This window comes from Arthrobacter sedimenti, assembly GCF_042652025.1.
Lineage (GTDB): Bacteria > Actinomycetota > Actinomycetes > Actinomycetales > Micrococcaceae > Arthrobacter > Arthrobacter sedimenti.
Window position 1 is genome coordinate 338,300 of the sequence record NZ_JBHSDQ010000001.1, and the last position, 23,152, is coordinate 361,451.

Sequence of the window (23,152 nt, forward strand, 5' to 3'; positions counted from 1 at the left end):
CTCCCCGTACGGCGCCTCGCCCGCCACCCATCCGCGCTACGTGGCCCCGCCCAAGCCGGGGATCATTCCGTTGCGGCCCCTGATGTTCGGGGAGGTCCTGGACGGATCGTTCCAGGCCATCAGGCGCAATGCCAAGGCAATGCTCGGAGCCGGTTTGCTGGCGCAGTCACTGTCTGCCGTCCTCGCTGCGGTGGTCGCTGCACTCGTTGCCACGTCGTCAGGGTCTGTCCAGGCCTGGGCGGAAACGGCCAGCAGCGCCGAGCTTACTTCCCTGGGGATCGGGATGATGGCCGGCTTCATCCTCCTGTCGATCTTGTCGGTGTTCATTTCCGCCATCCTCCAAGGCGCCATGGTGGTGCCCGTGGCGCGCTCCATCCTGAACCGGCCCACGGGCTTCCGCCGCATGCTGTCGCTGGCGCGGCCAAGGTTCGGCGCGCTGGCCGCACTGGCGGCGCTGCTGGTTGCCGCGGTTATGGCCACCACGGCGATCTTTTTCGCCATCATTGTTTTCCTGTTCTCCAATGTCCGGGGCGCAGCCGTTCTGCTGGTCCTCCCCCTCATGCTGGCTTTTGGCGTCGCGGTTGCGTGGGTGGCGGTGAAGGTCATGGTGGCCCCTGCCGCCGTCGTGATCGAAGAAGTCGGGGCCCTCGCCGGAATCCGTCGCTCCTGGGAACTCACGCGGGCCAACTGGTGGCGGATCCTGGGCATCACCTTGGTGGTCGCCATCCTGGTCGGAGTGATCACCCAGGTGGTCCTGATCCCGGTAAGCCTCCTGCCCGCGTTCGTGTCCGGTGTTGTCTCGCCGCACGGCGGCAGCGGGCAGGACGCCACAATGGGCGCCGTCATGGGCGTGGTCACTGCGGTGATCGGTGCCTTGGTGGGCGCGGTGGCCTACGCCTACCAGACGTCCGTGATGGCGCTGCTCTACATGGACCTGCGGATGCGCAAGGACGGTCTGGACATCGCGCTGCTGCGCCAGCTGGAGACCGGCGCTGATCCTGACGGCGTCCCGGGCCGGGGAACGCAGGCAGGCAGCAGCACGCCGCACCCCGGATACGGGACGGCACCAGGGTCGCCGGGGGCATGGCCGTATGGCCGCTGAACCTCCGGTGCTCCCTGATTCGGCGGAAGCACGGCGCTGGGCGGTGGAGGAGCTGGCCAAACCGGAATACCGGGACGCCGCCCCGTCCTGGCTGGACACCCTCTGGCGGAACTTCCTCGACTGGCTGCAGTCTCTGGGCGGCTCCTCCGGGGACCCGGCAGCGGTGCCCAGCCCGGTCATCGCCCTCGTCATTGCGGCCATCATCGCAGCCGCCATCATCCTCGCCCGCCCCCGGCTGAACGCCCGCGCGCGGAAAGCCAGGGACGTCTTCGAAAGCGAAGCCTCCATGTCAGCCACGGACTACCGGAACCGGGCAGACGCCGCAGCCGCGGCCGGAAAGTGGGGGGACGCCGTCGTCGACCGTTTCCGGGCGGTGGTCCGCAGCGCTGAAGCCCGCACTGTACTGGACCCGCAGCCGGGCCGCACCGCGGACGAAGCGGCACGGGCACTGTCCATACCTTTCAATACTGAGTCGGGGCGATTGCTGCGGGCGGCGGCCGTCTTTGATGGCATCCGGTATGGGAACAGGGCAGCAGGCAGGGCCGACTACCAGGAGATGACGGGTCTGGACTCCGCCTTGGACGCCATGAAACCGGTTCCCGCCGGCAGCGCGGTACGGCTGCCATGAGCGTGTCCGCTACTGACACCAGGCAGCCGGGGCCGGCCGGCAGCCTGGCAGACACCCCGGAAGCCGTGCCCGTCACAGCGAGGCCGCAGGCCCGAAAGTTCCTCGCGTGGCTGCGGCAGCACCGTGGACTAACGGCAGCGGGTGTTTTGGTGGCTGCTGCATTGGCACTGGTGATCGGCACGCAACTCGCTCCCAAGGGCGACACCATTCCCCTCTCCGTCCACAATGCCGGGCCGGACGGGGCCAGGGCGTTGGGCGAAATCCTGGGCCGGCACGGAGTCTCCGTCCACACGCCCGCCCGCTTCGACGCAGCGCTGAACGACCTGCGTTCCGGCTCCTCCCCTACCCTCCTGCTCTATGACAGGAACGGCATCCTGGGTGAGCCACAGCTGGCCGCCCTGATTTCGGCCGCGGACAAAGTGGTGGTGGTCTCCCCCAGGCTGGAAACTGTCACCGCCCTTGACAGCGGGATCCGCCAGGCCGGTGTGGTTCCCGATGGCTTCCCGGTCCTGGAGCCCGGATGCACGCACCCGGACGCGGAGGCAGCCGGACAAGTCACGGGCCAAGGTGGCTTCGTGTACGACGGCGGGACGTCCTGTTACCGGACAGCGGGAACCGCCGGGATGCTCGCCGTCAGCAACGACGGACGCCTGGCCGTGCTGGGCAACAGGGCCGTGCTGGGCAACGACAAGCTGGATGAACTTGGCAACGCCGCGCTCGCGGTCCGGATGCTCGGTAAGTCGCCGGACCTCGTCTGGTACCTGCCCTCGCTGGAGGACGTAGCGGTGACCGGATCCGGGAAAACACTCGATGACCTTGCACCGGACTGGGCCCGCTTCCTGGGCCCCTGGCTGGTTCTGGTGGCATTGGCCGCCGTCCTGTGGCGGGGACGCCGCCACGGCCCACTGGTGTTCGAGCCGCTGCCGGTGGTGGTCAAGGCTGTTGAGACGGCGGAGGGGCGCGCCCGGCTCTACCAGGACTCCCGCTCCATCGGCCAGGCCCGGGACAACCTGCGGGCCGGGCTGCTGGTGCGGCTCTCCGGAAAGCTCCGCCTGGGCCCGGGCGCCACTGCCGAGGACACCATAGCCGCTGCCGCCAGGCTCCTCGGCATGGACGCTACCGCCATCCGCGCGCTGATAAACGAACACCCCGCAACCGAAGCCCGGCTTGTGGCCTGGTCACAGGCGCTGAACAAACTCGAGAAAGAGGTCATGACCCGATGAGCGAACAGAGCAGTGGCCCGGGAACCCTTAATGCCGTGGACTCCGGCAGCTACATGGACGACGACGGCGCGCGGCAGGCATTGCTTGCTGTCCGTCGGGAAGTGGCAAAGGCAGTGGTGGGACAGGACGCCACCGTCACCGGCCTCCTGATTGCCCTGCTGTCGCAGGGGCACGTGCTGCTGGAGGGTGTACCCGGAGTTGCCAAGACCCTGCTGGTCCGGGCGCTCTCTTCCGCCTTGAGCCTGGACACCAAGCGCGTGCAGTTCACCCCCGACCTCATGCCAGGCGATGTCACCGGTTCTCTGGTTTACGACTCCCACACTTCCGAATTCAGTTTCCGGGAGGGACCTGTTTTCACCAACCTGCTGTTGGCTGATGAGATCAACCGCACCCCTCCAAAGACCCAGGCTTCGCTCCTCGAGGCCATGGAAGAGCGGCAGGTATCGGTGGACGGCGCCTCCCGGCGGCTGCCGGCGCCCTTCCTTGTGGCGGCTACGCAGAATCCGGTGGAGTACGAGGGGACCTATGCCCTGCCGGAGGCGCAACTGGACAGGTTCCTGCTCAAGCTCACCATGCCGCTGCCTGAGCGCGGGGACGAAATTGAAGTCATCCGCCGCCATGCCGCCGGGTTCGATCCCCGGGACCTGGCAGCAGCCGGCGTCCGGGCGGTGGCCGGCGCGGAGGACCTGGAACGGGCGCGGGAGGCAGTGACGCGGGTGGCCGTGGAACCGGAAATCATCGCGTACATCGTTGACCTCGTACGGGCAACCCGGGCCGCCCCTTCATTCCAGCTGGGCGTATCACCCCGCGGTGCCACTGCACTCCTCAACACCTCACGGTCCTGGGCATGGCTCTCCGGCCGCCCGTTCGTCACCCCTGACGACGTCAAGGCACTGGCCCTGCCGTGCCTGCGGCACCGGGTGGCCCTGCAGCCCGAAGCCCAGATGGACGGCGTCCGGGTGGACGATGTCCTGGGCAGCATCCTGGCGTCCGTCCCCGTCCCACGCTGATGGCCGTCTCGGGACGCTTCGTTGCGCTGGTGCTGCTTGGCCTGGTGCCGGTGCTGCTGTCCCCAGGGTGGCTGACCGTGCTTGCCACCGCCGCCGTGCTCGCGGCCCTGTTGGTGGCGGACCTGGTCTTCGCGGCCTCCCTTCGCCGGGTCAGCGTGGTGCGCGCGGAGCCGGAAAACGTGACGCTTAACAGGTCGATGAACGCCGTCCTCACGGTCCGAAACAGCGGCAGCCGCGCGCTCCGGGGATCGCTGCGGGATGGCTGGCAACCGTCCGCCGGGGCACAGAACCCGGTCCAGGACATCGACGTACCGGCCGGGGAAGGCAGGCGCTACGATGTCCGGCTGCTGCCGGTCCGAAGGGGTGACCTGGCAGCGCCGCACGTGACGCTTCGCTCGTTCGGGCCCCTGCGCCTGGCCGCCCGCCAGCGCACCATCGAATGCCCCGGCTCAGTGCGGGTATTGCCGCCCTTCCATTCGAGGCGGCACCTGCCCTCGAAACTGCTGAAACTGCGCGAACTCGACGGGAAGGCCGCCGTCCAGATCCGCGGCGCCGGCACCGAGTTCGACTCCCTGCGCGACTACGTCCGCGGCGATGACGTACGCTCCATCGACTGGCGCGCCACGGCGAGGCGCTCCGCAGTGGTGGTCCGGACGTGGCGCCCGGAACGGGACCGGCGGGTGGTGATGGTCCTCGACACGTCCCGCACGTCCGCGGCCAGGATTGGTGACGAAACGCGCCTCGACACCGGGATCGAGGCGGCACTCCTCCTGGGGGTACTGGCCGAACGGGGCGGAGACCGGGTGGACTTCGTGGCCTTCGACCGCAGGACGCGGGCGCGGGCAGGCTCTGCCGGGCAGGGCACCATCCTCGGCCGGCTGGTCCAGGCCATGGCGCCCCTTGACGCCGAACTGATCGAGATGGACTGGCCCGCCGTCCCTGCGCAGATCCGGGCCGTATCCACGCACCGGTCCCTCGTGGTGCTGCTGACGTCACTGGACGGTGGAGCGTCGGAAGAGGGCCTGCTGCCGGTGGCCGAGCGGCTGGCCAGCCAGCATGTGGTGGTAGTGGCGGCCGTCCGCGACCCCCAACTGGGTGCCATGCTCAGGGAACGAAACGACGCCACCGGAGTCTTCCGCGCGGCAGCGGCTGAGCGGGCACTCCTGCAGCGTGCGGCGGTGACCGCGGAGCTGCGGCGCTATGGAGTGGAGGTGGTGGACGCCGAGCCCCACGAACTGCCGCCCCGGCTGGCGGACATGTACATCCGGCTCAAAGCTGCCGGTAGATTGTGAACCCGGAGACAGTCAGCCCCGCTTGGCACGAGGTCACAGGCAACAGGAGGTCCACTATATATGAGCGTCCCCATTTACCGGCAGGCCCTGGGCGCGGAGTTCTCCCGGCTGCAACCCGAGCTGCAGGAGTACTTCTCTCTGGCGCCGGGATCCGGGCACTACGGCGTGGGGGAAGGAACGTTCGACGTCGTCGGGTGCCGCCAGCGGTGGCTGCGCCCTCTGCTGCGCCTCACTGGGGGCGAAGAAGCTTTCTTTCCCGAGTACGGTGAAAACATCCCGTTCCGGATCGAGAACCATGCGCACCAGGATCCGTTCGGCCGTTCCAGCCTCACCGCCCGCCGCGAAATACGTTTCCCGGAACGCACCCGGCTTTTCCAGGACACCACCAGCGCCACCACCCGGACCGGCGCCACCCAGCTGGTGGACTACGTGGGACGGTACCGGCGCCTGGTAACTGACCTGAACCTCAGCGTCACCCTGGAAGGAAGGCTGCGCGGAGTATCAGAAGCTTCGCGGCTCTTCCTGGGCCCCCTCCGGGTACCCCTTCCGCCAGGCCTGGATGCCAAGGCCTATGCCGAACAGTGGTGGGACCCGGAGGAGGGCAGCAACGGGCGGCACCGCATCCAGGTGAAGGTCATCCAGCCGCAGATCGGCCTGGTCCTGGTGTACGCGGGTGCCTTCGACTACCGGCTGCGCCCCTACAGCGGCGGCAGTTCCGCGCAAAGCTACCTTCCCCGCTACGCGCAGCCGGAACGCTGGGAAAGCAGGGTCTAGCCCCTACCCCAGTACCTGCTGGTTGAGGCCGTCAGCCACCTGGGTAAGCCTGCCCAGGACCGCGGTGGCTTGCGTGGGTGTGAGGCCGGCCAGTCCTGCCGAGGGCGTCACCCGGGTGGCGGCCAGCAGCGACGCCGGAAGGCCCAACTGGCGCCAGGGACGCCATACGGACTCCACGCAGTCGGCAACCTTGGGCAGCGGCCCCCCAGACACCTCCAGGGCGCCTGCCCAAAACTGTTTCCCGGCCTCCACCGCACCGGCCACCTGCTCCCACTGGCGGTTCGTCAACGCCCTCAGCGGCAACGCAACGCCGTCGGCGCCGGCGGACAGGACCAGTTCGATCGGCGCCTCGATTTCCGGAAACGAAACCACCACGTCTGCGGCACCGGCTGCGCGCAGGGCATCCAGGACCAGCCGCCAGGACTCCCGTGCTTCCGATGCCGCCACCGCACGGAGGGTGCGGTAGCCGCTGGCGGTGGGTATGGTTCCGGCCAGCACGGCGGCAATGGCGGGCTCGTCCACCTGCACCACCAAGCGGGCACCCGGAACGGCTGCTGCCACCCGCGCGAGGTAACTGCCGGCTCCTGCTGCGAGGGAAGCGGCCAGGTCCCGCCGCGCGCCATGGTCCAGCAGCGCGCGCTCACCGTTGTGCAGGTACAGGCCTGCGGCAAGGCTCAGCGGGCCCACCAATTGCACCTTGAATTCAGCAGCGGAAACGTCTTCCGCCCCCGCCACGTCGGCAAGCACGTTCAAATCGGTGGAGAGCGCCGACGCGGCACGCCGCATGTCCTTGCCGGGCCGGTCCACAAGCCGCCATCCGTGGGGTTGGACATCCACCGCGAGTTCCTCCAGGAGGGAAGCGGTACGACCCAGCGCGTCGGAACCAACCCCGCGGTCCGGAAGCTCGGCCAGGAACGGCAGGTGCGGGCTGCCGAGCTCGCCCCGGATAATCCGGGTTGCCTCGAGCGGGTCCTCGCCCGGCCACGGACCCAGTGCCGTTGCCGTGACCTCCGCGGCTTCGTATGAAGGCCCCGCGGCCTCAGCCGCTGGCTCGCCGGACCCCCGTTGGTTCGGTTCCCGGCTCACGCCAGTGCGGAGGTCTGGGACTGTTGGCCGGAGGAAGCCTGGTGGTCCTCGGCGATGGCCTCGTGGTGGCGGATTACCTCGCCGATGATGAAGTTGAGGAACTTTTCGGCAAATGCCGGGTCAAGGTGCGCGTCCTCGGCCAGGCGGCGCAGGCGCGCGATCTGGGCGGCCTCCCGACCGGGGTCACCGGCGGGCAGGCGGTGGGTGGCCTTGAGGAAGCCGACTTTCTGGGTGGCCTTGAAGCGTTCAGCCAGGAGGTACACCAGCGTGGCATCAATGTTGTCAATGCTGGAGCGGATGGACAGCAGTTCAGCCATCACCGATTCGTCCACGTGGCCTGCCAGGGAACTGGCGGTGGGATCGAAATCATCGGAGCCAGGAGGGATGGGGTTGTGCTGCGTCATGGCTCCAGTCTATGGGAGCGGACGGAATCACCGCGGGTGTGAAGCGCCGGTGCCGGCAGCCTGCCGGCACCGGCGCTTCACTGCGTGACGCACTGCAGGGTCAGATGCCCAGGAGCGCCCGGTGCTCCTCCCGGCGTTTCGCTTGTTCGGCCGGGTCAGGAACGGGCAGGGATGCAATCAGCCGCCGCGTGTAGTCATGCTGCGGGTTGCCCATCACCTGGCTGCCGATCCCCTGCTCCACCAGCTTCCCCTTGTACAACACGCCAACCCAGGAGGACAGGATGTCCACCACCGCAAGATCGTGGCTGATGAAGAGGCAGCCGAACCCAAACTCCTCCTGAATGTCCCTGAACAGCTCCAGGACCTTCGCCTGCACCGAAACGTCCAGGGCCGACGTCGGCTCATCCGCTATCAGCAGCCGGGGGTTCAGGCTCAGGGCACGCGCCAGTGATGCCCGCTGCCGCTGGCCGCCGGACAGCTCGTGCGGGTAACGCCCCGCGTACGACGCCGGCAGCTGGACTGATTCGAGCAGCTCACCAACGCGCTTGCGCGCCTGGGCATCGCTTGGCCTCGTGTGGATGAGCATCGGCTCTGCAATGCACTCGCCAATGGTCAGCTGCGGATTGAAGGAGGCGGCCGGGTCCTGGAACACGAAGCCAATATCCTTGCGCAGCGGCTTGAAAGTGCGCTCGCGAAGATTCAGCATCTCGTAGCCCAACACCTTGAGGCTCCCGCCGGTGGTGCGGTTGAGCCCGGCGATGGCGCGGCCGATGGTGGTCTTTCCGGACCCTGACTCCCCCACGAGGCCAAACACCTCGCCCTTGGACAGGGTGAAACTGACACCATCCACGGCTTTGAAGGCGGGCGCCCCAAGCCGCCCCGGGTACTCGATCTCCAGGTTGTCGGCAGCCACCAGCACTTCCTCATCCTGGTGGCGGCGTTCGGTCAGGCCTGCCGACGCCGAGTTGCGGCCCAGGTGCGGCACCGCGGCAAGGAGGTTGCGGGTGTATTCCTGCCTTGGTTCGGCGAACAGCGTCTTCGCCGGAGCTTCCTCCACGACGTCGCCCTGGTACATCACCACCACACGGTCCGCCAGGTCAGCCACCACGCCCATGTTGTGCGTGATCAATACGATCGAGGTGCCGTACTTGTCCCGCAGGTCCCGGAGGAGTTCCAGGATTTCGGCCTGGACGGTGACATCCAGGGCGGTGGTGGGTTCGTCGGCAACAATGAGGCCGGGGTTCAGCGCCAGCGCCGCGGCGATCACCACCCGCTGCTTCTGCCCGCCGGAGAACTGGTGCGGGTAGTAGTTGACGCGGTGTTCGGGATCGGGGATGCCCACCTTGCGCAGGGCCTCGATGGCGCGGGCTTTGGCTTCCTTCGCGGACACCCGTCCCCCGCCGTTCGCTCCCGCATGGGCACGGATGCCTTCGGCGATCTGCCACCCCACCGTAAACACTGGGTTCAGGGCGGTGGACGGTTCCTGAAACACCATGGCCACGTCGCGGCCGCGGATCTGGCGCAGCCGCCCCGGGCTGAGGCTGATGACGTTGGCGCCGTTGATCAGCACCGCGCCCGAACTCACGGCAGTTTCCGGAAGCAGGCCCAGGATGGTTTTCGCGGTCACCGTTTTACCGGAGCCGGACTCGCCAACGATGGCCAGCACCTCGCCGGCCCTGACCTCCAGGCTGACATCCTTGACGGCGCGCACGTCACCGCCGTCCGTGGCGAACGTGACTTTCAGGTGGTCGATGTCCAGGACTGTTATACGGTCCTGGTCCTGCTGGTCTGACAGTGAACCAAGGTTTTCGCTCACGGGTTGCTCAATTCTGTTTCGGTGCCGGATCCGCCGGAAGCGGCCGGCGCAGCGCCAGTGCCCTTGCGTCCGCTGCGCTTGCGGCCGCGGAGGCGCGGATCGTTGAGGTCGTTAATGCTTTCGCCCACCAGCGTCAGCCCGAGGACTGTCCATACGATGGCCAGGCCGGGGAAAAGGCCCGTCCACCAGATCCCCGACGTGGTGTCCGCGAGCGCCTTGTTCAGGTCGAAGCCCCACTCGGCCGCAGAACTTGGTTCAATGCCGAAGCCCAGGAAGCCCAGGCCCGCCAGGGTCAGGATGGCTTCGGAGGCGTTGAGGGTGAAGATCAACGGCAGGGTGCGGGTGGCGTTGCGGTAGATGTGCCGGGTCATGATGCGGATGTTCGATGCGCCCACCACCTTTGCCGACTCCACGAAGGGTTCAGCCTTGAGCCGGATGGTCTCTGCCCTGATCACCCTGAAGTACTGCGGGATGAACACCACCGTGATGGAGATGGCCGCGGCCAGGATACCGCCGAACAGGCTGGACTGGCCGCCGCTGATGACGATGGCCATCACGATGGCAACCAGCAGTGACGGGAACGCGTAGATCGCGTCGGCCACCACCACGAGGACCCGGTCCAGCCACCCGCCGATGTAGCCGCTCACCAAACCGAGGATGACGCCCGCGAAAATGGAGAGGACCACGGCCACGATGATGACCAGCAGTGCCGTCTGGGTACCCCAGATGACGCGTGACAGGACGTCGTATCCACCCACGGTGGTGCCCAGGAGGTGTTTACCTCCCGGGGCCTGCTGGGTGGGGAAACTGCCGTCGGCGTCGGACAGCTGCGCGAAGCCGTAGGGCGCCAGCAATGGTGCGGCCAGCGCCGTGAGCAGGAAGATGCCGGTGAGGACCAGGCCCACCACCAGCATGAAACGCTGCAGGCCGACGCTCTTGTTGAAGTGCGACACTACCGGCAGCCGGCGGATGAAGGATGCCCGCGGGTTTGCGACGGGTTCGAGAGTGGTTTCTGCGGTCATGTCAGTACCTCACGCGGGGGTCGATCAGCGCGGCGATAATGTCCACGATGAAGTTGGTGACGGCGACGATGACTGCCAGCAGCACCACAATGCCCTGGACAGCCACGAAGTCGCGCGCCGTGAGGTAGTTGGCCAGCTGGAACCCGAGGCCCTTCCATTCGAAGGTCGTTTCGGTGAGCACGGCGCCGCCGAGCAGCACCGCGATCTGTAGGCCCATGACGGTGATGATGGGAATCAGCGCCGGCTTGTAGGCGTGCTTGGTGACGAGCCGGTACTCGCTGACCCCACGCGAGCGCCCCGCTTCAATGTAGTCCTTGCCCAGGGTGCCGATGACGTTTGTCCGCACCAGCCGGAGGAAGACTCCCGCGGTAAGGAAGCCCAGTGCCAGCGCTGGAAGGACGGCGTGGGACATCACGTCGCTGAAGGCGGCCATGTTGCCGCTGCGCAGGGCGTCCAGCCAGTAGATGCCGGTGGGAGCTTCCAGTGCGGTGAGGGACAGCTCGGTCCTGGTGCCGGCTCGGCCGGCGACGGGAAGCCAGCCCAGCCACACCGAGAACACCAGCTTGAGCAGCATGCCGGCGAAGAAAACCGGGGTGGCGTAGAAGAGGATGGCCAGGATCCGGAGCACGGCGTCCGGGAGGTGGTCACGCCGGTGCGCGGCGACCATGCCGAGCGGGATTCCCACCAGCAGGGCGACGATGAGGGCGTTGATTGCCAGCTCCAGTGTGGCCGAGCCGTAGGTGGTCAGCATCTCGGTGACCTGGCGGTTGTCCGAAAGCGTTGTGCCGAAGTTTCCTGTGACCAGCTGGCCCAGGTATTCGAAGTACTGCACGAGCAGCGGCCGGTCATAGCCGGCGGCGTGGATCCGTTCCTGCAGCTGGTCCGGGGGCAGCCGGCCGCCCATGGCGGCCGTGATGGGGTCCCCGGTAATCCGCATGAGGAAGAACACCATGGTGACGAGGATGAGGATGGTTGGGAAAATCAGCAGAAAGCGGACCAGGATGTACTGGCCAAGCCCTCCGCCTGCCTGCTTTTTCTTTGGCGGAAGGAGCGCGTCCGCGTCACTGGGTGGCGCGTCAATCAAAGTTGTCATCGGTACCTGGATTCGTGGTGACCGGGAGCCAGCAGTCCCCTCGGTGCTGGCTGATGACCGGCAAAAGGCGGGACACCGTCGCGGCGTCCCGCCTCTGGCCTGTCAGAGCCCGATGGGGGTGGAGTGCTTACTTGGACAGGACGCCAAGGCGGGTCTTGAAGGAAGGATCAAGGGTCTTTTCGACGCCCTTGACATCTTTCCCCGCCACCAGCAGCTGCGAGCCCTGGAGAAGCGGCAGGGTGGAGAGGTCCTTGGCCACAGCCGTCTGCACATCGCCGATCAGCTTCTGGCGCTCGGTCTTGTCCGGGGTGGTGAGCTGCTTCTGCACCAGGTCCGTGACGGTCGGGTTCTCGTAGTGGTTCTTCAGGAAGTTACCGGGGATGAAGAACGGCGTGAGGTAGTTGTCAGCATCGGAGTAGTCCGGGAACCACCCCAGCTGGTACACCGGGTAGGCGTCAGCGGTGCGTGCCTTGGAGTAGGTCACCCACTCGGTGGACTGCAGGTCCACGGTGAACAGGCCTGACTTCTCCAGCTGCTCTTTCACCATGGCGTACTCGTCGCCGGAGGACTTGCCGTAGTGGTCCGGGTTGTACTGCAGCTTGATGTTGACCGGACCGGTGATGCCGGCGTCGGACAGGGTCTTCTTGGCCTTGTCCAGGCTCGGCTTGCCGCTGCCGTCGCCGTACATCTCCTTCATGGGCTGGGTTGCACCCGGCAGGCCGTCAGCGACCACCGAGTACGCGGGAACGTAGGTTCCCTTGTAGACCTGGTCGGAGATGGCCTGGCGGTCCACGATGTCAGCCATGGCCTGGCGGACCGCCAGCGCCTTGGCTGGGTTGGCTTCCGGCGTCTTGGCACCGAAAGGCATGGTGTCGAAGTTGAAGACGATGTACCGGAGCTCACCACCCGGGCCCTTGTAGACCTTGACCTTGGAGTCCTTGTCCAGGTCCGCGGCATCGGTTGCGGTCAGGCTGCGGCCGGCAACGTCGATGTTGCCACCCTGGACGTCCAGCTTCAGGTTGTTGGAGTCCGCGTAGTACTTGATGACGGCGCTGTCGTTTGCGGGCTTGCCCAGCAGTCCGTTGTAGTCCGGGTTGCTCTTGAGGCTGACAAGTTCGTTCTTCTTGTAGGAATCGATGGTGTAGGGGCCTGCGAAGGGCTTGCCGGCGACGATGTCTTCATCGCTCATCACTTTGTCGGCCGGGAAGACTTCCTCGTCCACGATCGGCCCGGTGTTGGTACCCAGGACACTGGGGAACACCTGATCATTGCCGGCCTTGAGGGTGAACACCACTGTGGTGTCATCCTTGGCTTCAACCGACTTGAGGTTGGACAGCAGGGAGGCGGGACCGTTGGGATCGTCAATCTTCACCACGCGGTCGTAGGAGAATTTCACATCCGAGGCGGTCAGGGCGTGCCCATTGGCGAACTTCAGGTTGGGCTTGAGCTTCACCGTGAACTCCGTCGGCGAGGTAAAGGACGCGGACTCAGCGATGTCCGGACTGACCTCGGCTGAGCCGGGCTTGGAGTTCATCAGGAAGGGGTAGACCTGGTTCATCACCAGGAAGGACCCGGCGTCATAGGAGCCCGCGGGGTCGAGGGTGACGACCTTGTCGGTCGTTCCGAAGGTGATGGCACCGCCACCGGCGCTTCCGCCGCTCGACGTTCCACCGCCGCCGCCCGATGGCCCGGTGCAGGCTGTCAGGGCCAGGGCGGAAATGCCTGCCAGCGCGATGGCGCGGTGCAGGCCGGTTGTGCTCTTGATCATCTGTGAACTTTCTGTCCGATGAGTACGCGCGCGCCGGAGACACGGGCAATGTTGACCCCTGCCCCGGCGGGCAGTGCTGATCCCTAGATTCAATCAGAGAGTCAGCCCTCAAGACGGCCAATTCCGTGACTTGAAACACAAAATTTATCTCATTGGTACTGTTGCCCACTTGCCGGACAAAGTCTGCCCGCGCCGGGCCGCAAAAAGTTCCGGGGACGGCAAAGCCCCGCCCCGGGGCAGACCGGGACGGGGCTATCAAAAGGGGTGGGTTACAGGGCAGCCCGCTGGAGCGAACGAGCGGCGTCGATGGTTGCCTGGCCCAGAACCCTGGAGCCCTGGTACAGGACCACGGTCTGGCCGGGAGCTACGCCCCGCAGCGGTGTCACCAACCGGACCACCAACTGGCCTCCGGCCGCGCCGTCGGCGGCGGGTTCCATGTGCGCAGTGGCCGGAACCGGGTCCCCGTGGGCCCGCACCTGTGCGTAGCAGTCGAACCCGGCACCCGTTTCCACTTCTGCGATGGGAAGCCCTGCCCAGGACACCTTGATGCCGCGGATCTCATCAATGGCGAGCAGCGCCTCTGGGCCCACCACCACCTTGTTTTCCTTGGGCCGGATTTCCAGCACGAAGCGGGGCTTGCCGTCAGCAGCAGGAGTCCCCAGCTTCAGTCCGCGCCGCTGGCCGACGGTGAACGCATTGGCACCGGGGTGCTCCCCCACCTTGGTTCCCGTCTCGTCCACGATGTCGCCGCTGGTCATGTCGATCTTTTCAGCAAGCCAGCCCGCGGTGTCGCCGTCGGGGATGAAGCAGATGTCATGGCTGTCCGGCTTGTTGGCCACCGAGAGCCCGCGCCGCTCCGCTTCGGCCCGCACCTCGGCCTTGGAGGGGGTGTCCGCCAGCGGGAACATGGAGTGCTTGAGCTGTTCGTGGGTGAGCACGCCAAGGACGTAGCTCTGGTCCTTGGCCCAGTCGGCAGCGCGGTGCAGTTCCCGGTTGCCGTCGGCGTCCTCGATGACCTTGGCGTAGTGCCCGGTGCAGACGGCGTCGAAGCCCAGGGCGATGGCCTTCTCCAGCAGGGCGGCGAACTTGATGCGTTCGTTGCAGCGCATGCAGGGATTGGGCGTCCTGCCGGCCGCGTATTCGTCGATGAAGTCCTGGACGACGTCTTCCTTGAAGCGCTCGGAAAAATCCCACACGTAGTAGGGAATTCCGAGTACGTCGCAGGCACGCCACGCGTCGCGGGAGTCCTCGATGGTGCAGCATCCACGGCTGCCGGTGCGCAGGGTTCCGGGCATGCGGGACAGGGCAAGGTGGACGCCGACGACGTCGTGCCCGGCCTCCACCGCGCGGGCGGCGGCAACAGCGGAGTCAACTCCACCGCTCATGGCTGCTAGTACTCGCATGCTGGCTTTCTGTTGGGGGATGCTTGCTTCCCGGGGCCGCCATGGACTGGACGCAGCGGCGGCGGAAACGATCTTCGACTATCCATTCTACGGCGGCAGGCAAATCGGCCGGAAAAGGTGAGGGTGAGGGTCACGCCCCGCCCGGCACCTGCCGTGCCACGGTCCCTGCGGTCTGGATCGAGGACTCATGCCCGGCCATGCCCGCCTGGCGAGCCCGGGCATAAGCCTCAGGCAGCGCCGCAAGCAGGGCGTCGACGTCGGCTTCCGTGGAAGCGTGCCCCAGGCTGAACCGCTGGGCTCCACGCGCCGTTTCCTCGTCCAGGCCCATGGCCAGGAGCACGTGGGAGGGCCGGGGCACGCCGGCCGTGCACGCCGAACCAGTGGACGATTCGATCCCCGCGAGGTCAAGGAGGAACAGCAGCGAGTCCCCTTCACAGCCGGGGAAGGTGAAATGGGCGCTTCCCGGAAGCCGGCCGGCGCCGGGTGCACCTCGGAGGACCGCCTCCGGCACCCGTTCGCGGACGCCGTCGATCAGCCTGTCCCGCAGCGCGGCGATCCGTGCCGACTCCGTGGGAAGCGCTGCAGTGACAGCTTCCGCGGCTGCAGCGAAGGCGGCAATGGAAGCGGTGTCCAGGGTGCCGGAGCGTACATCGCGCTCCTGCCCGCCGCCATGCTGCACGGGCGTCAATTTCACCGCCCGTCCCAGCAGGAGTGCCCCCACCCCCACGGGACCCCCGATTTTGTGCCCCGAGATGGACATGGCGTCCAGGCCGGAATCCTTGAAGTGCACCGGCACCGAGCCGAACGCCTGGACTGCATCGGAATGCACCGGGACGCCCGCACCATGGGCCAGTTCAACGATGCGCCGGATCGGCTGGATGGTGCCCACCTCATTATTGGCCCACATGACGGTCACCAGCGCCACGGTACCTGGATCGCGCGCAAGTTCAGTTGCGAGCACGTTGAGGTCCAGCACTCCTTCGCCGTCCACCGGCAGCCAGGTCACCTCGGCACCTTCGTGGCGCTCAAGCCATTCCACGGTGTCAAGGACCGCGTGGTGTTCGACGGCGGAACAAAGGATGCGACGCCGTCGGGGGTCTTCTGCCACTCGGGACCAGTACATGCCCTTCACCGCGAGGTTGTCCGACTCGGTGCCTCCCGAGGTGAAGATCACCTCCGAGGGGTGCGCTCCCGCCGCTGCGGCGATGGCCTCCCGCGCATCCTCCACGGCACGGCGGGCACGCCGTCCGGACCCATGCAGAGATGAGGGGTTGCCGGTCCGCGCGAGTTCCCGGGTCAAGACGGCGAGCGCGGCGCCGGAAAGCGGCGTGGTGGCGGCATGATCGAGGTAGGCGGGCATCCTTCAATTCTATCGTGCCGCGCCTCAGCTCCCGCCGGGCACCGTCAGCCGGCGCCCTTGATCCGGGCGCAGCAATGACCCGGTCCGGAGGCCTCGGCAACACGGTCCTCGGGGCCGCCGCAGCCAACCGCCGCCCCACGCAGGAAGGCGCCGTTCATGTCGCACACCACTGTTGCGTGGGCCCTCGAAAGTCTATGGAAGGGGCAGTTGGGCAGCAGGTAGCCGCCGTCACCATCAGGCTGCGGCTGGTAGCCCGCCTCCGACAGGAAATCCTCCAGACCGCCGGCCGCTGCTGCGAGCTCCCGGCCCTTCCGGAACGCAACGGCGCGCAGCGATTCCCCCACCGGCCCGCCTTCGGCCTGCGAAGACTCGATGGCAGCGGCCATCAGCTCCCCGGCGAGGTCATAGTTCCGGTCCGGTACGGAGGCTGCCACTTCGCCGCCCACCGGCCGGTACATCTTGGCCGGGCGTCCCGAGCCTGGCCCCGTCCTGCCCGCTGGCTTGTGGAACTCCACGGCCAGCAGTCCATCCTGGACCAGCCTGTCCAGGTGGAAGGAAACGGTGCTCCGCGCCATACCTGCGGCCTCGGCCACCTCATCGCGCCCCATCGGCCGGGGCGACGCCGTAACCAGCTCGAATAGTTGCAGCCTTTTATCATCCGTGAGTGAGGCGACGGCCGCGATCCTGTCCGCCCAGGGAAGTCGGTACATGGGGCCTCCAAATCCAAATTCAAGATCTATTGATTATAGAACGCCAGCTTTCTAAAATTACGATACCTACTTTTAGAAGGAGTACACCATGAAACCAGCATCGGCAGTGCGCACCCGGCATGCATTCACCACCGTGCCGGCGGCCCGGCAGGCCTTCCTGCTGCTGCGCACTGTCTTCACCGTTGCACCCATCCTCTTCGGCCTGGACAAGTTCACGAACGTCCTTGCCCAGTGGACTGTCTATCTAGCGCCCCAGGCCACCGCGGTGGTGCCACTGCCACCCCAGACCTTCATGTATGTCGTTGGGTTGGTGGAGATCATCGCCGGCGTGGTTGTGGCGGTGCGTCCAAAATACGGCTCGTTGCTGGTGGCCGCCTGGTTGGCCGGGATTATCATCAACCTGCTGCTGCTGGGAAGCTTCTACGATGTGGCCCTGCGGGACTTCGGGCTCCTGGTAGGCGCCCTGGCCCTCAATCGGTTGTCAGTGGGGGTCGGGCGGGCCGCCGAGTAGCCCGGTTCTGCCCGCGGAAGCGGGCGTTCTGTGCAAAGAATCCGCCGGCAGCTGTGCCCTCCAGCCGCCGGCGGCCTTGCGCCAACTGGCCGGCCTTGCCAACGGGCCAGGTCAAGCACCGGGAGGAAGCAGCGGCAGGTAGCGGCGGACGTCGTTGCGCGCTGACGCCAACGCCGCCGCGTCCGGGCAGGACACCGATATATAGGCCGACGAATCCGCCGTACCAAAAACCCTCGCCATCACCGCAGTGGACCGTCCGCCCGGGGCCGCCTGCTCCAGCGCCAGCACTTCCACGTTTTTGCCCGGGGCATCCGGGGTGCCGCCCCACTGCAATGTCTCCGTTTTCAGGTACGAAGGCTGGATGGTGCCGTCCAGGTACTGGAAGAGAGCAACAGTGGAATCCCGGTCCCCGCCCCGCGCCAGCGGAGCCTGGCCTGTACTGACACGGGCCGCCACAACGCAGCCGTCCGTCTTTGCATATTGGCTGGCACCGGCCACGTTTTCCTTTTCGAGCTTCCAGCCCGGCGCGCCTTTCAGCTCATCAGAGATGCCCACCGGCACTCCCGGCGCCAGGGTCCCGCCGGCAGCGAAGGGCAGGTCCCGCGCCGCAACTGCGGCGGCGTCGTATCCCGGGGTGATGGTGGGAGTGGCCGGCACCGGAGTATTCGAAGTTGCAGCCGGTGCGGAAGGATCCGGAACCCCAACGCTGCAGCCGCCCAAGAGCACAGCGCCCAGGCATGCGAAGGCGAGCGGCACTCCCCTGTGCCGTGCCCTGCCGGGCCGCCCAGCCGTCGTCGGCATTTCCATTTCCACCCCTGTTAGTTTCCTTCCGGCCGCGGGTCCCCGTTCAGCCGCGCAGGCACGAGTCTAGACTCCGGTCCCCCGGGAACCCGCAAGCACCCGGCGTTCGTTGTCACGGCATGGCCGCCACAAGTGCTGGCTAGACTGGGCGGGCACGGGTTTCCCCGACGGAAAACAGGAAGCCGCGCATGATGAAAAGGAAGAATGCTTGACCGAGAGCAGCAGCTCCCACTACCAGGTCCTTCGCGTGGCCGTCACCGCCACCGACAAGGAAATCAAGGTGGCTTACCGCCGAGCCGCCAGGATTGCGCATCCGGACCACGGCGGTGATGCCGCAACCTTCCGGCGCGTGACTGCTGCCTACGAAACCCTGATCGATCCGCAGCGGCGAAAAGCATACGACCGGTCCTATGGCGCCGGTTCAGTCCGCGGCGCTGCGCCCGACGACGGCGCCCACTTTGATGCCCCGGCCGCCGGAAGCAGAGCGTCGGCCACCGTCCGGAGGCCAGGCAACAGCAGGAACACCGCCGGCGACCCGCCGATCTACGTTCCGCCGTACGAAGGAAACGACGTTGCCCTCATCCCCCTGGCCCAAGCCCGCCAGCAGGTTCACGGGGTGCCGCGGAAACGCGGCATCTTTGGCGCTGAGGCCCGCATCCAGCGCGAGATGCGCACCGTGCAGCTGCTGACCCGGCAGGTGCTGCCTGCCATTCCCGCCGCCCGGCTCATCAATGGACTCCAATCCCCGGCGGACAACAGCCACATCGACCATGCGGTCCTTTCCGGCTACCGGCTGGCCCTGGTCAACTCCATGCTCCTGCCCAGGGGTGCCTACGCCTGGGACGGCAGGACGCTCAACCATGGCGGCCGCTCTGTGGCACCTCCGCAGCTGGCCCGGGTGGTGTGGGCCATGCAGGAAATCTTCCCGGAGCTCAACGTCACAGGATGGACCGTGGTGCACGGCCCGGACGGAAACCTCCATGAACCCGTGATTGACCACCACCGGCGGCCCGCCGGAGCCCTGGAGACCGTCCAGATCTTGAACGCGGCGGGCACGGTGCGGGGCCTGAAGGATTTCCTTGCCTCCGGTCCCGCACCCAACACAGTGAACGTCCCGGTCCTGGCCAGGCTGCTGCGCGGCATGCACTGACGGCGGTGGCTAGGATGGGGAGGTGTTCCGCATCCTTTTCCATGAACCAGAGATTCCCGGCAATACCGGCAACGCCATCCGCCTCGCCGCCATCACGGGCGCCGAACTGCACCTTGTGGAACCCCTTGGCTTCGACTTTTCCGACGCCAAGCTGCGCCGGGCCGGGCTGGACTACCATGACCTCGCCGTGGTTACCGTGCACAAGACCATCGAGGACGCCTGGCAGCACCTCCAGCCCGAGCGCGTCTACGCGTTCACCTCTGACGGCACCACCAGCTACACGGACATCGACTACGCCCCGGGCGACGTCCTGATGTTTGGCCGCGAATCCGTCGGGCTGCCGGCCGAACTGAAGAACGATGCCCACGTGACCGCCACGGTGCGGCTGCCCATGTTGCCGGCCCTTCGTTCCCTCAACCTTGCCAATGCCGCCTCCATCGCTGTCTATGAAGCCTGGCGCCAGCAGGGCTTTGCGGGGGCAAGGCTTTAGGATCCCGCTCCGGATCACGGAAAATCTTTACCCGTCGTCCCATCCGCGCCCGGCCCTGCTCCGAACAGCTCCTGTAGGCATTCAAGCGGACCGGGACCAAGGAGCGGCAGGTGACACTACTGGAGGCAGGATCCAGGCCGGACAGCCGCAGCCGGCACGGCACTGCTGAGGATTCCCCGCCCGGAGACTTATGCTTGGACGTAATGGAAACTCCCAACGCGCCGAATTCCGAGGGCTCCGCCGCGGTGACTGACCCACCGGCTGACCTCAGCCAACGCCTCTCGGTCCTGCTGGCGGGCATCGCCCGTGGGGACCAGGCATCGTTTGCCGAGTTTTACCAGCTGACGTCCCGGCGGGTCTTCGGCATGGCGCGCCGCGTCCTGATCGATCCCGAACTCAGCGAGGACACCACGCAGGAAGTCTTCCTGCAGGTCTGGCAGAACGCCGCGAAGTTCGATCCGCAGGCAGGCAGCCCGCTCTCCTGGCTGATGACCATCTCGCACCGGCGGGCCGTGGACAAGGTGCGCTCGTCACAGTCCTCCACCGACAGGGAAGCCAAGTACGGTGCCAGCACGCAGGACATCGACCATGACACCGTTTCCGATGAAGTGGGCAGCCGGCTGGAAGCGGAGGCCGTGGTCCGCTGCCTGGGGACGCTGACGGAAACACAGCAGGAATCCGTGCGCCTGGCCTACTACGGCGGCCTCACTTACCGTGAGGTGGCAGAACGGCTGAATGCGGCAGTGCCCACTATCAAGTCCCGCATCCGCGACGGACTGATCCGATTGAAGACCTGTTTGGGGGTGAGTTGAGATGAGCGGAATGGAAGAAGGCCGCAACAGTCGGTCAAGTTCCTTCGGTGACACCGTGGCGATGGATCTTGCCGCAGGCCGCGCCGTGGACCTCGCAGAGCTCTATGCCCTTGACGCGGTCACGGAGCAGGAACGCGATGCCATTGACCGGTACATCTCCACCGCCCCGGAGCCGGAGCGGCTGGCCTTCCTTGCACGCGTCCGGCAGTCCCGGGAGGCCCTGGCCCGTACTTTCCGTGCGGAGGAGGAGCCGCCGTCGGACCTGTTCGAACGGATCGTCGCCCAGCTTCCTGCCCAACTCCCCAGCCATGGTGGACCAGGAGCGGTCGACGCACCGGCACCGGCCGGAAGCACACTGCCGGCTTCTTCGCAGGGCACCCCTGCCGGCGCCGGTACACAGGATGAGCTGGCGCAGGCGCGCAAGCGCCGCGAGGAGCGGCGCGGCCCATCCGGCACCCGGCGCTGGCTGGTGGGCGTGGCGGCAGCAGCGGCCATCGCGCTCGGCGGTGTGGGCGTGGGCGCCTACATGGCCGACCAGAACGATCCCGTCAACCAGGTGGCCAGGGCAGGCGACCTGCGCGAGGCGTCCGTGAACGTGGCGGGCGGCGGCAAGGCAACCCTGCTGATTTCAGCATCCGAGGACGCTGCCGTAGTGAAGATGAGCGGCGTCCCCGCTCCCCCTGCGGGCAAGGTCTACCAAATGTGGCTGATCCCCAAGGACGGTTCGGCACCGGTGTCGCAGGGGCTGATGGACGAGCAGGCTCTCTCCAAGCCTGCCGTGGTCCAGGGCATCCATTCTGCCGCGTCGCTGGGCATCACTGTCGAGCCGGCCGGCGGGTCCAAGGCCCCCACGCTGCCGACGGTCGCGGCGGCTCCGCTCGGAGCCTGAGGTTCGAGTCCCGGCAACAGGAAAGCGCCCCCGGTTCCGTTATGACAGGAACCGGGGGCGCTTTTCCGTACCTAGAAACCTGCGATTGTGTCTGGCCCGTTGACGGCCACCACGTGGAAGGCTTCCGCGCTGCGCCCTTCCGGCAACCCTGCCCTGGCGGCATTATGCTGCATCCCCTGGCGGACGGTGACTTCCATCGCCGCGACGTCGGGGTGCTGGCTGACATGGACATGGATGGCAGCCAGCTTGGCGTCCACGTGGTCCGTGACGTCCACGAAGTGGTTTTCCCGTTCCCCGGGCCCTGCGTAGAGCCACAGCCATGGCAGCTTGTAGGCCTCTAGACCGGCGTCGGCCAGTTCGGGGTAGGCGAAAGGGTTTTCGAGTGCCGGATACACGGCCCGCGTCACTGCCTCCCCCACGGCCAGGTGGTCCGGGTGGCTCTTTTGGATCCGCTCCCAGTTCCGTTCCGGATGCATGGCAAGGACGACGTCGGGACGGACTTCGCGGATCAGCCGCACCACGGCCTTCATCACTTCGTGCGACGGCTCAAGGTACCCGTCCCGCTGGTGGAGGTAGTGGATGTCGGTGACACCGACCAGCTTGGCGGCCCGGCGCTGTTCGGCGTCGCGCATGGCGATGATGTCCGCACGGTGGGCCGGGTCGAAGCCGCCCGCTTCGCCGTCGGTCATGATGCAGTAGCTGACCTGGACGCCGGCCGCCGTCCAGGCGGCGACGGTTCCGGCAGCGCCAAAGTCGATGTCGTCAGGATGGGCCGCAAAACAGAGCACCCGCCCAACCCGGTGCTTATCCGGGTTGAACGGGCTCCCTGCCTGCCCCGTGGAGGCAGTCAACGAATCAGCCCTTGCGCTTCTTGATCTCGGCGGCGGCCTGCGGCAGGACATCGAAGACGTCGCCGATGATGCCGAAGTCCGCAATCTCGAAGACCGGGGACTCGGCATCCTTGTTGACCGCAACGATGACCTTGGACGTCTGCATGCCCGCCTTCTGCTGGATGGCGCCGGAGATGCCCGCGGAAATGTACAACTGCGGGGAAACGGTCTTGCCGGTCTGCCCCACCTGGGCGTCGTGGCTGATCCAGCCCGCATCCGTGGCGGCGCGGGAGGCGCCGACAGCTGCTCCAAGTGCATCGGCCAACTCTTCGACGGGACCGAAGTCGCCGTCCATGCCGCGTCCGCCGGCCACCACGATCCGCGCGTCGGTGAGGTCGGGCCGGCCGCTGGCCACCTTCTGCTGCCGTTCGGTGATGCGGGCCGCTGCGGCTACCGCGGGAACCTCCACCGTGGCGGTCCCGGGAGTTGTGGGGGCCGCCGCGGGCTCCGGGGTGACGTTGTTGGCCTTCAGGGTCACTACGGACACCGGGGTGCTGGCCTTGCAGGCGGTGTTGTAGGAACCGGCCAGCACCGATTTGTGAGCGGTGCCGTCCGGGTCCACGGCGACGACGTCGGTGATGACGCCGGCGTTCAAGCGGATGCCCGCACGTGCAGCGATCTCCTTGCCTTCCGGTGAGTTGTCCAGCAGGACGATGCCGGCACCGGTGGTTTCAGCGGCGGCGGCAACATAGGCAGCCTTCGGTGCCACCAGGAAGTCGTCCAGGTCCTGGGCCGAGGGGCGCAGAATGCCGCCCACGCCGTATTCGGCGAAGGTGGCAGCGACGCCGTCGGAGAGTTCGCCGTTGAGCGCCACTGTGCTCTCGCCCAGGGAACGGGCCAGGGTCAGCAGTTCCAGGCTGCTCTTCTTGAGCGACGCGCCGGGGTTGTCGATGAATACGAGTACTTTTGCCATGTCGG

General features: G+C 66.9%; 23 protein-coding genes. 11 read left to right on the forward strand and 12 right to left on the reverse strand.

Annotation, left to right across the window (positions count from 1 at the left end):
* Positions 1-40 precede the first annotated feature (40 nt).
* The 6 genes from ACFO0G_RS01500 to ACFO0G_RS01525 are packed head-to-tail and all read left to right on the forward strand — an operon-like array spanning position 41 to position 6,029.
* On the forward strand, positions 41-1,102 hold the full coding sequence (locus ACFO0G_RS01500; protein WP_376976195.1) for a DUF7847 domain-containing protein: 1,062 nt from the start codon (positions 41-43) through the stop codon (positions 1,100-1,102).
* On the forward strand, positions 1,092-1,730 hold the full coding sequence (locus tag ACFO0G_RS01505) for a DUF4129 domain-containing protein (protein ID WP_286397941.1): 639 nt from the start codon (positions 1,092-1,094) through the stop codon (positions 1,728-1,730). Before ACFO0G_RS01500 ends, ACFO0G_RS01505 begins: the two co-directional genes overlap by 11 nt.
* Complete coding sequence (locus ACFO0G_RS01510; protein ID WP_376976197.1) at positions 1,727-2,953, forward strand: DUF4350 domain-containing protein; 1,227 nt, start codon at positions 1,727-1,729, stop codon at positions 2,951-2,953. Before ACFO0G_RS01505 ends, ACFO0G_RS01510 begins: the two co-directional genes overlap by 4 nt.
* 53 nt (positions 2,954-3,006) lie before the next feature.
* On the forward strand, positions 3,007-3,963 hold the full coding sequence (locus tag ACFO0G_RS01515; protein ID WP_286404488.1) for an AAA family ATPase: 957 nt from the start codon (positions 3,007-3,009) through the stop codon (positions 3,961-3,963).
* Complete coding sequence (locus ACFO0G_RS01520) at positions 3,963-5,255, forward strand: DUF58 domain-containing protein (protein WP_286397943.1); 1,293 nt, start codon at positions 3,963-3,965, stop codon at positions 5,253-5,255. Before ACFO0G_RS01515 ends, ACFO0G_RS01520 begins: the two co-directional genes overlap by 1 nt.
* 60 nt (positions 5,256-5,315) lie before the next feature.
* Positions 5,316-6,029 carry a DUF4166 domain-containing protein gene (locus tag ACFO0G_RS01525; RefSeq protein WP_286397944.1) on the forward strand — a complete coding sequence of 238 codons (714 nt, stop codon included), beginning with the start codon at positions 5,316-5,318 and terminating at the stop codon, positions 6,027-6,029.
* Positions 6,030-6,032: 3 nt separating this feature from the next.
* Here ACFO0G_RS01525 and ACFO0G_RS01530 read toward each other — a convergent pair whose 3' ends face one another.
* The 9 genes from ACFO0G_RS01530 to ACFO0G_RS01570 form a co-directional block, all read right to left on the reverse strand.
* The gene (locus ACFO0G_RS01530) at positions 6,033-7,022 is read right to left on the reverse strand and encodes a uroporphyrinogen decarboxylase/cobalamine-independent methonine synthase family protein (protein WP_286404490.1); all 990 of its coding nucleotides are present in this window, start codon (positions 7,020-7,022) and stop codon (positions 6,033-6,035) included.
* Between the two features lie 89 nt (positions 7,023-7,111).
* The gene (locus tag ACFO0G_RS01535; protein WP_286397945.1) at positions 7,112-7,519 is read right to left on the reverse strand and encodes a chorismate mutase; all 408 of its coding nucleotides are present in this window, start codon (positions 7,517-7,519) and stop codon (positions 7,112-7,114) included.
* Between the two features lie 100 nt (positions 7,520-7,619).
* The gene (locus ACFO0G_RS01540; RefSeq protein ID WP_286397946.1) at positions 7,620-9,335 is read right to left on the reverse strand and encodes an ABC transporter ATP-binding protein; all 1,716 of its coding nucleotides are present in this window, start codon (positions 9,333-9,335) and stop codon (positions 7,620-7,622) included.
* Positions 9,332-10,357, reverse strand: a complete 1,026-nt coding sequence (locus tag ACFO0G_RS01545) for an ABC transporter permease (RefSeq protein WP_286397947.1) — start codon at positions 10,355-10,357, stop codon at positions 9,332-9,334. Before ACFO0G_RS01545 ends, ACFO0G_RS01540 begins: the two co-directional genes overlap by 4 nt.
* 1 nt (position 10,358) lies before the next feature.
* On the reverse strand, positions 10,359-11,450 hold the full coding sequence (locus ACFO0G_RS01550; RefSeq protein ID WP_286397948.1) for an ABC transporter permease: 1,092 nt from the start codon (positions 11,448-11,450) through the stop codon (positions 10,359-10,361).
* A 127-nt stretch (positions 11,451-11,577) separates the two neighbouring features.
* Positions 11,578-13,218, reverse strand: coding sequence for an ABC transporter substrate-binding protein (locus tag ACFO0G_RS01555; protein WP_142133274.1), 1,641 nt, complete (start codon positions 13,216-13,218; stop codon positions 11,578-11,580).
* A 269-nt stretch (positions 13,219-13,487) separates the two neighbouring features.
* The gene (gene mnmA, locus ACFO0G_RS01560; protein ID WP_286397949.1) at positions 13,488-14,621 is read right to left on the reverse strand and encodes a tRNA 2-thiouridine(34) synthase MnmA; all 1,134 of its coding nucleotides are present in this window, start codon (positions 14,619-14,621) and stop codon (positions 13,488-13,490) included.
* Between the two features lie 130 nt (positions 14,622-14,751).
* Positions 14,752-15,981: a cysteine desulfurase family protein gene (locus ACFO0G_RS01565; RefSeq protein WP_376976201.1), complete on the reverse strand. Its 1,230-nt coding sequence runs from the start codon at positions 15,979-15,981 to the stop codon at positions 14,752-14,754.
* 44 nt (positions 15,982-16,025) lie between these two features.
* Entirely contained in the window at positions 16,026-16,691 is a 666-nt protein-coding gene (locus ACFO0G_RS01570; protein ID WP_286397951.1) for a helix-turn-helix transcriptional regulator, read from the reverse strand.
* Positions 16,692-16,779: 88 nt separating this feature from the next.
* On the opposite strand from ACFO0G_RS01570, the gene ACFO0G_RS01575 reads away from it, so the two are divergent.
* Complete coding sequence (locus ACFO0G_RS01575; protein ID WP_286397952.1) at positions 16,780-17,202, forward strand: hypothetical protein; 423 nt, start codon at positions 16,780-16,782, stop codon at positions 17,200-17,202.
* A 111-nt stretch (positions 17,203-17,313) separates the two neighbouring features.
* Here the strand turns inward: ACFO0G_RS01575 and ACFO0G_RS01580 are convergent, their stop codons facing one another.
* Entirely contained in the window at positions 17,314-17,859 is a 546-nt protein-coding gene (locus ACFO0G_RS01580; RefSeq protein ID WP_286397953.1) for a hypothetical protein, read from the reverse strand.
* Positions 17,860-18,211: 352 nt separating this feature from the next.
* Between ACFO0G_RS01580 and ACFO0G_RS01585 the strand changes: the two genes are divergently transcribed.
* The 4 genes from ACFO0G_RS01585 (at position 18,212) to ACFO0G_RS01600 (ending at position 21,344) form a co-directional block, all read left to right on the forward strand.
* Positions 18,212-19,153 carry a J domain-containing protein gene (locus ACFO0G_RS01585; RefSeq protein WP_286397954.1) on the forward strand — a complete coding sequence of 314 codons (942 nt, stop codon included), beginning with the start codon at positions 18,212-18,214 and terminating at the stop codon, positions 19,151-19,153.
* 22 nt (positions 19,154-19,175) lie between these two features.
* Positions 19,176-19,643: a tRNA (cytidine(34)-2'-O)-methyltransferase gene (locus ACFO0G_RS01590; protein ID WP_286397955.1), complete on the forward strand. Its 468-nt coding sequence runs from the start codon at positions 19,176-19,178 to the stop codon at positions 19,641-19,643.
* 203 nt (positions 19,644-19,846) lie between these two features.
* Positions 19,847-20,455, forward strand: coding sequence for a sigma-70 family RNA polymerase sigma factor (locus ACFO0G_RS01595; protein WP_142133266.1), 609 nt, complete (start codon positions 19,847-19,849; stop codon positions 20,453-20,455).
* A gap of 10 nt (positions 20,456-20,465) precedes the next feature.
* Positions 20,466-21,344 carry an anti-sigma factor gene (locus ACFO0G_RS01600; RefSeq protein ID WP_286404492.1) on the forward strand — a complete coding sequence of 293 codons (879 nt, stop codon included), beginning with the start codon at positions 20,466-20,468 and terminating at the stop codon, positions 21,342-21,344.
* A gap of 71 nt (positions 21,345-21,415) precedes the next feature.
* Here ACFO0G_RS01600 and ACFO0G_RS01605 read toward each other — a convergent pair whose 3' ends face one another.
* Together ACFO0G_RS01605 and ACFO0G_RS01610 are read right to left on the reverse strand one after the other, a co-directional pair.
* Positions 21,416-22,195 (reverse strand): PIG-L deacetylase family protein, encoded by a 780-nt coding sequence (locus ACFO0G_RS01605; protein WP_286397956.1) that lies wholly within the window; start codon positions 22,193-22,195, stop codon positions 21,416-21,418.
* A gap of 4 nt (positions 22,196-22,199) precedes the next feature.
* Positions 22,200-23,147 (reverse strand): electron transfer flavoprotein subunit alpha/FixB family protein, encoded by a 948-nt coding sequence (locus ACFO0G_RS01610; protein WP_286397957.1) that lies wholly within the window; start codon positions 23,145-23,147, stop codon positions 22,200-22,202.
* Positions 23,148-23,152: the final 5 nt, after the last annotated feature.

Excerpts from the sequence above, each read along its gene's own strand:
- ACFO0G_RS01505 (WP_286397941.1), top strand. The coding sequence starts at position 1,092 with ATGGCCGCTGAACCTCCGGTGCTCCCTGATTCGGCGGAAGCACGGCGC.
- ACFO0G_RS01510 (WP_376976197.1), top strand. The coding sequence starts at position 1,727 with ATGAGCGTGTCCGCTACTGACACCAGGCAGCCGGGGCCGGCCGGCAGC.
- ACFO0G_RS01515 (WP_286404488.1), top strand. The coding sequence starts at position 3,007 with ATGGACGACGACGGCGCGCGGCAGGCATTGCTTGCTGTCCGTCGGGAA.
- ACFO0G_RS01520 (WP_286397943.1), top strand. The coding sequence starts at position 3,963 with ATGGCCGTCTCGGGACGCTTCGTTGCGCTGGTGCTGCTTGGCCTGGTG.
- ACFO0G_RS01525 (WP_286397944.1), top strand. The coding sequence starts at position 5,316 with ATGAGCGTCCCCATTTACCGGCAGGCCCTGGGCGCGGAGTTCTCCCGG.
- ACFO0G_RS01535 (WP_286397945.1), bottom strand. The coding sequence starts at position 7,519 with ATGACGCAGCACAACCCCATCCCTCCTGGCTCCGATGATTTCGATCCC.
- ACFO0G_RS01545 (WP_286397947.1), bottom strand. The coding sequence starts at position 10,357 with ATGACCGCAGAAACCACTCTCGAACCCGTCGCAAACCCGCGGGCATCC.
- ACFO0G_RS01550 (WP_286397948.1), bottom strand. The coding sequence starts at position 11,450 with ATGACAACTTTGATTGACGCGCCACCCAGTGACGCGGACGCGCTCCTT.
- ACFO0G_RS01555 (WP_142133274.1), bottom strand. The coding sequence starts at position 13,218 with ATGATCAAGAGCACAACCGGCCTGCACCGCGCCATCGCGCTGGCAGGC.
- mnmA (WP_286397949.1), bottom strand. The coding sequence starts at position 14,621 with ATGCGAGTACTAGCAGCCATGAGCGGTGGAGTTGACTCCGCTGTTGCC.
- ACFO0G_RS01565 (WP_376976201.1), bottom strand. The coding sequence starts at position 15,981 with ATGCCCGCCTACCTCGATCATGCCGCCACCACGCCGCTTTCCGGCGCC.
- ACFO0G_RS01570 (WP_286397951.1), bottom strand. The coding sequence starts at position 16,691 with ATGTACCGACTTCCCTGGGCGGACAGGATCGCGGCCGTCGCCTCACTC.
- ACFO0G_RS01575 (WP_286397952.1), top strand. The coding sequence starts at position 16,780 with ATGAAACCAGCATCGGCAGTGCGCACCCGGCATGCATTCACCACCGTG.
- ACFO0G_RS01595 (WP_142133266.1), top strand. The coding sequence starts at position 19,847 with ATGGAAACTCCCAACGCGCCGAATTCCGAGGGCTCCGCCGCGGTGACT.
- ACFO0G_RS01600 (WP_286404492.1), top strand. The coding sequence starts at position 20,466 with ATGGAAGAAGGCCGCAACAGTCGGTCAAGTTCCTTCGGTGACACCGTG.
- ACFO0G_RS01610 (WP_286397957.1), bottom strand. The coding sequence starts at position 23,147 with ATGGCAAAAGTACTCGTATTCATCGACAACCCCGGCGCGTCGCTCAAG.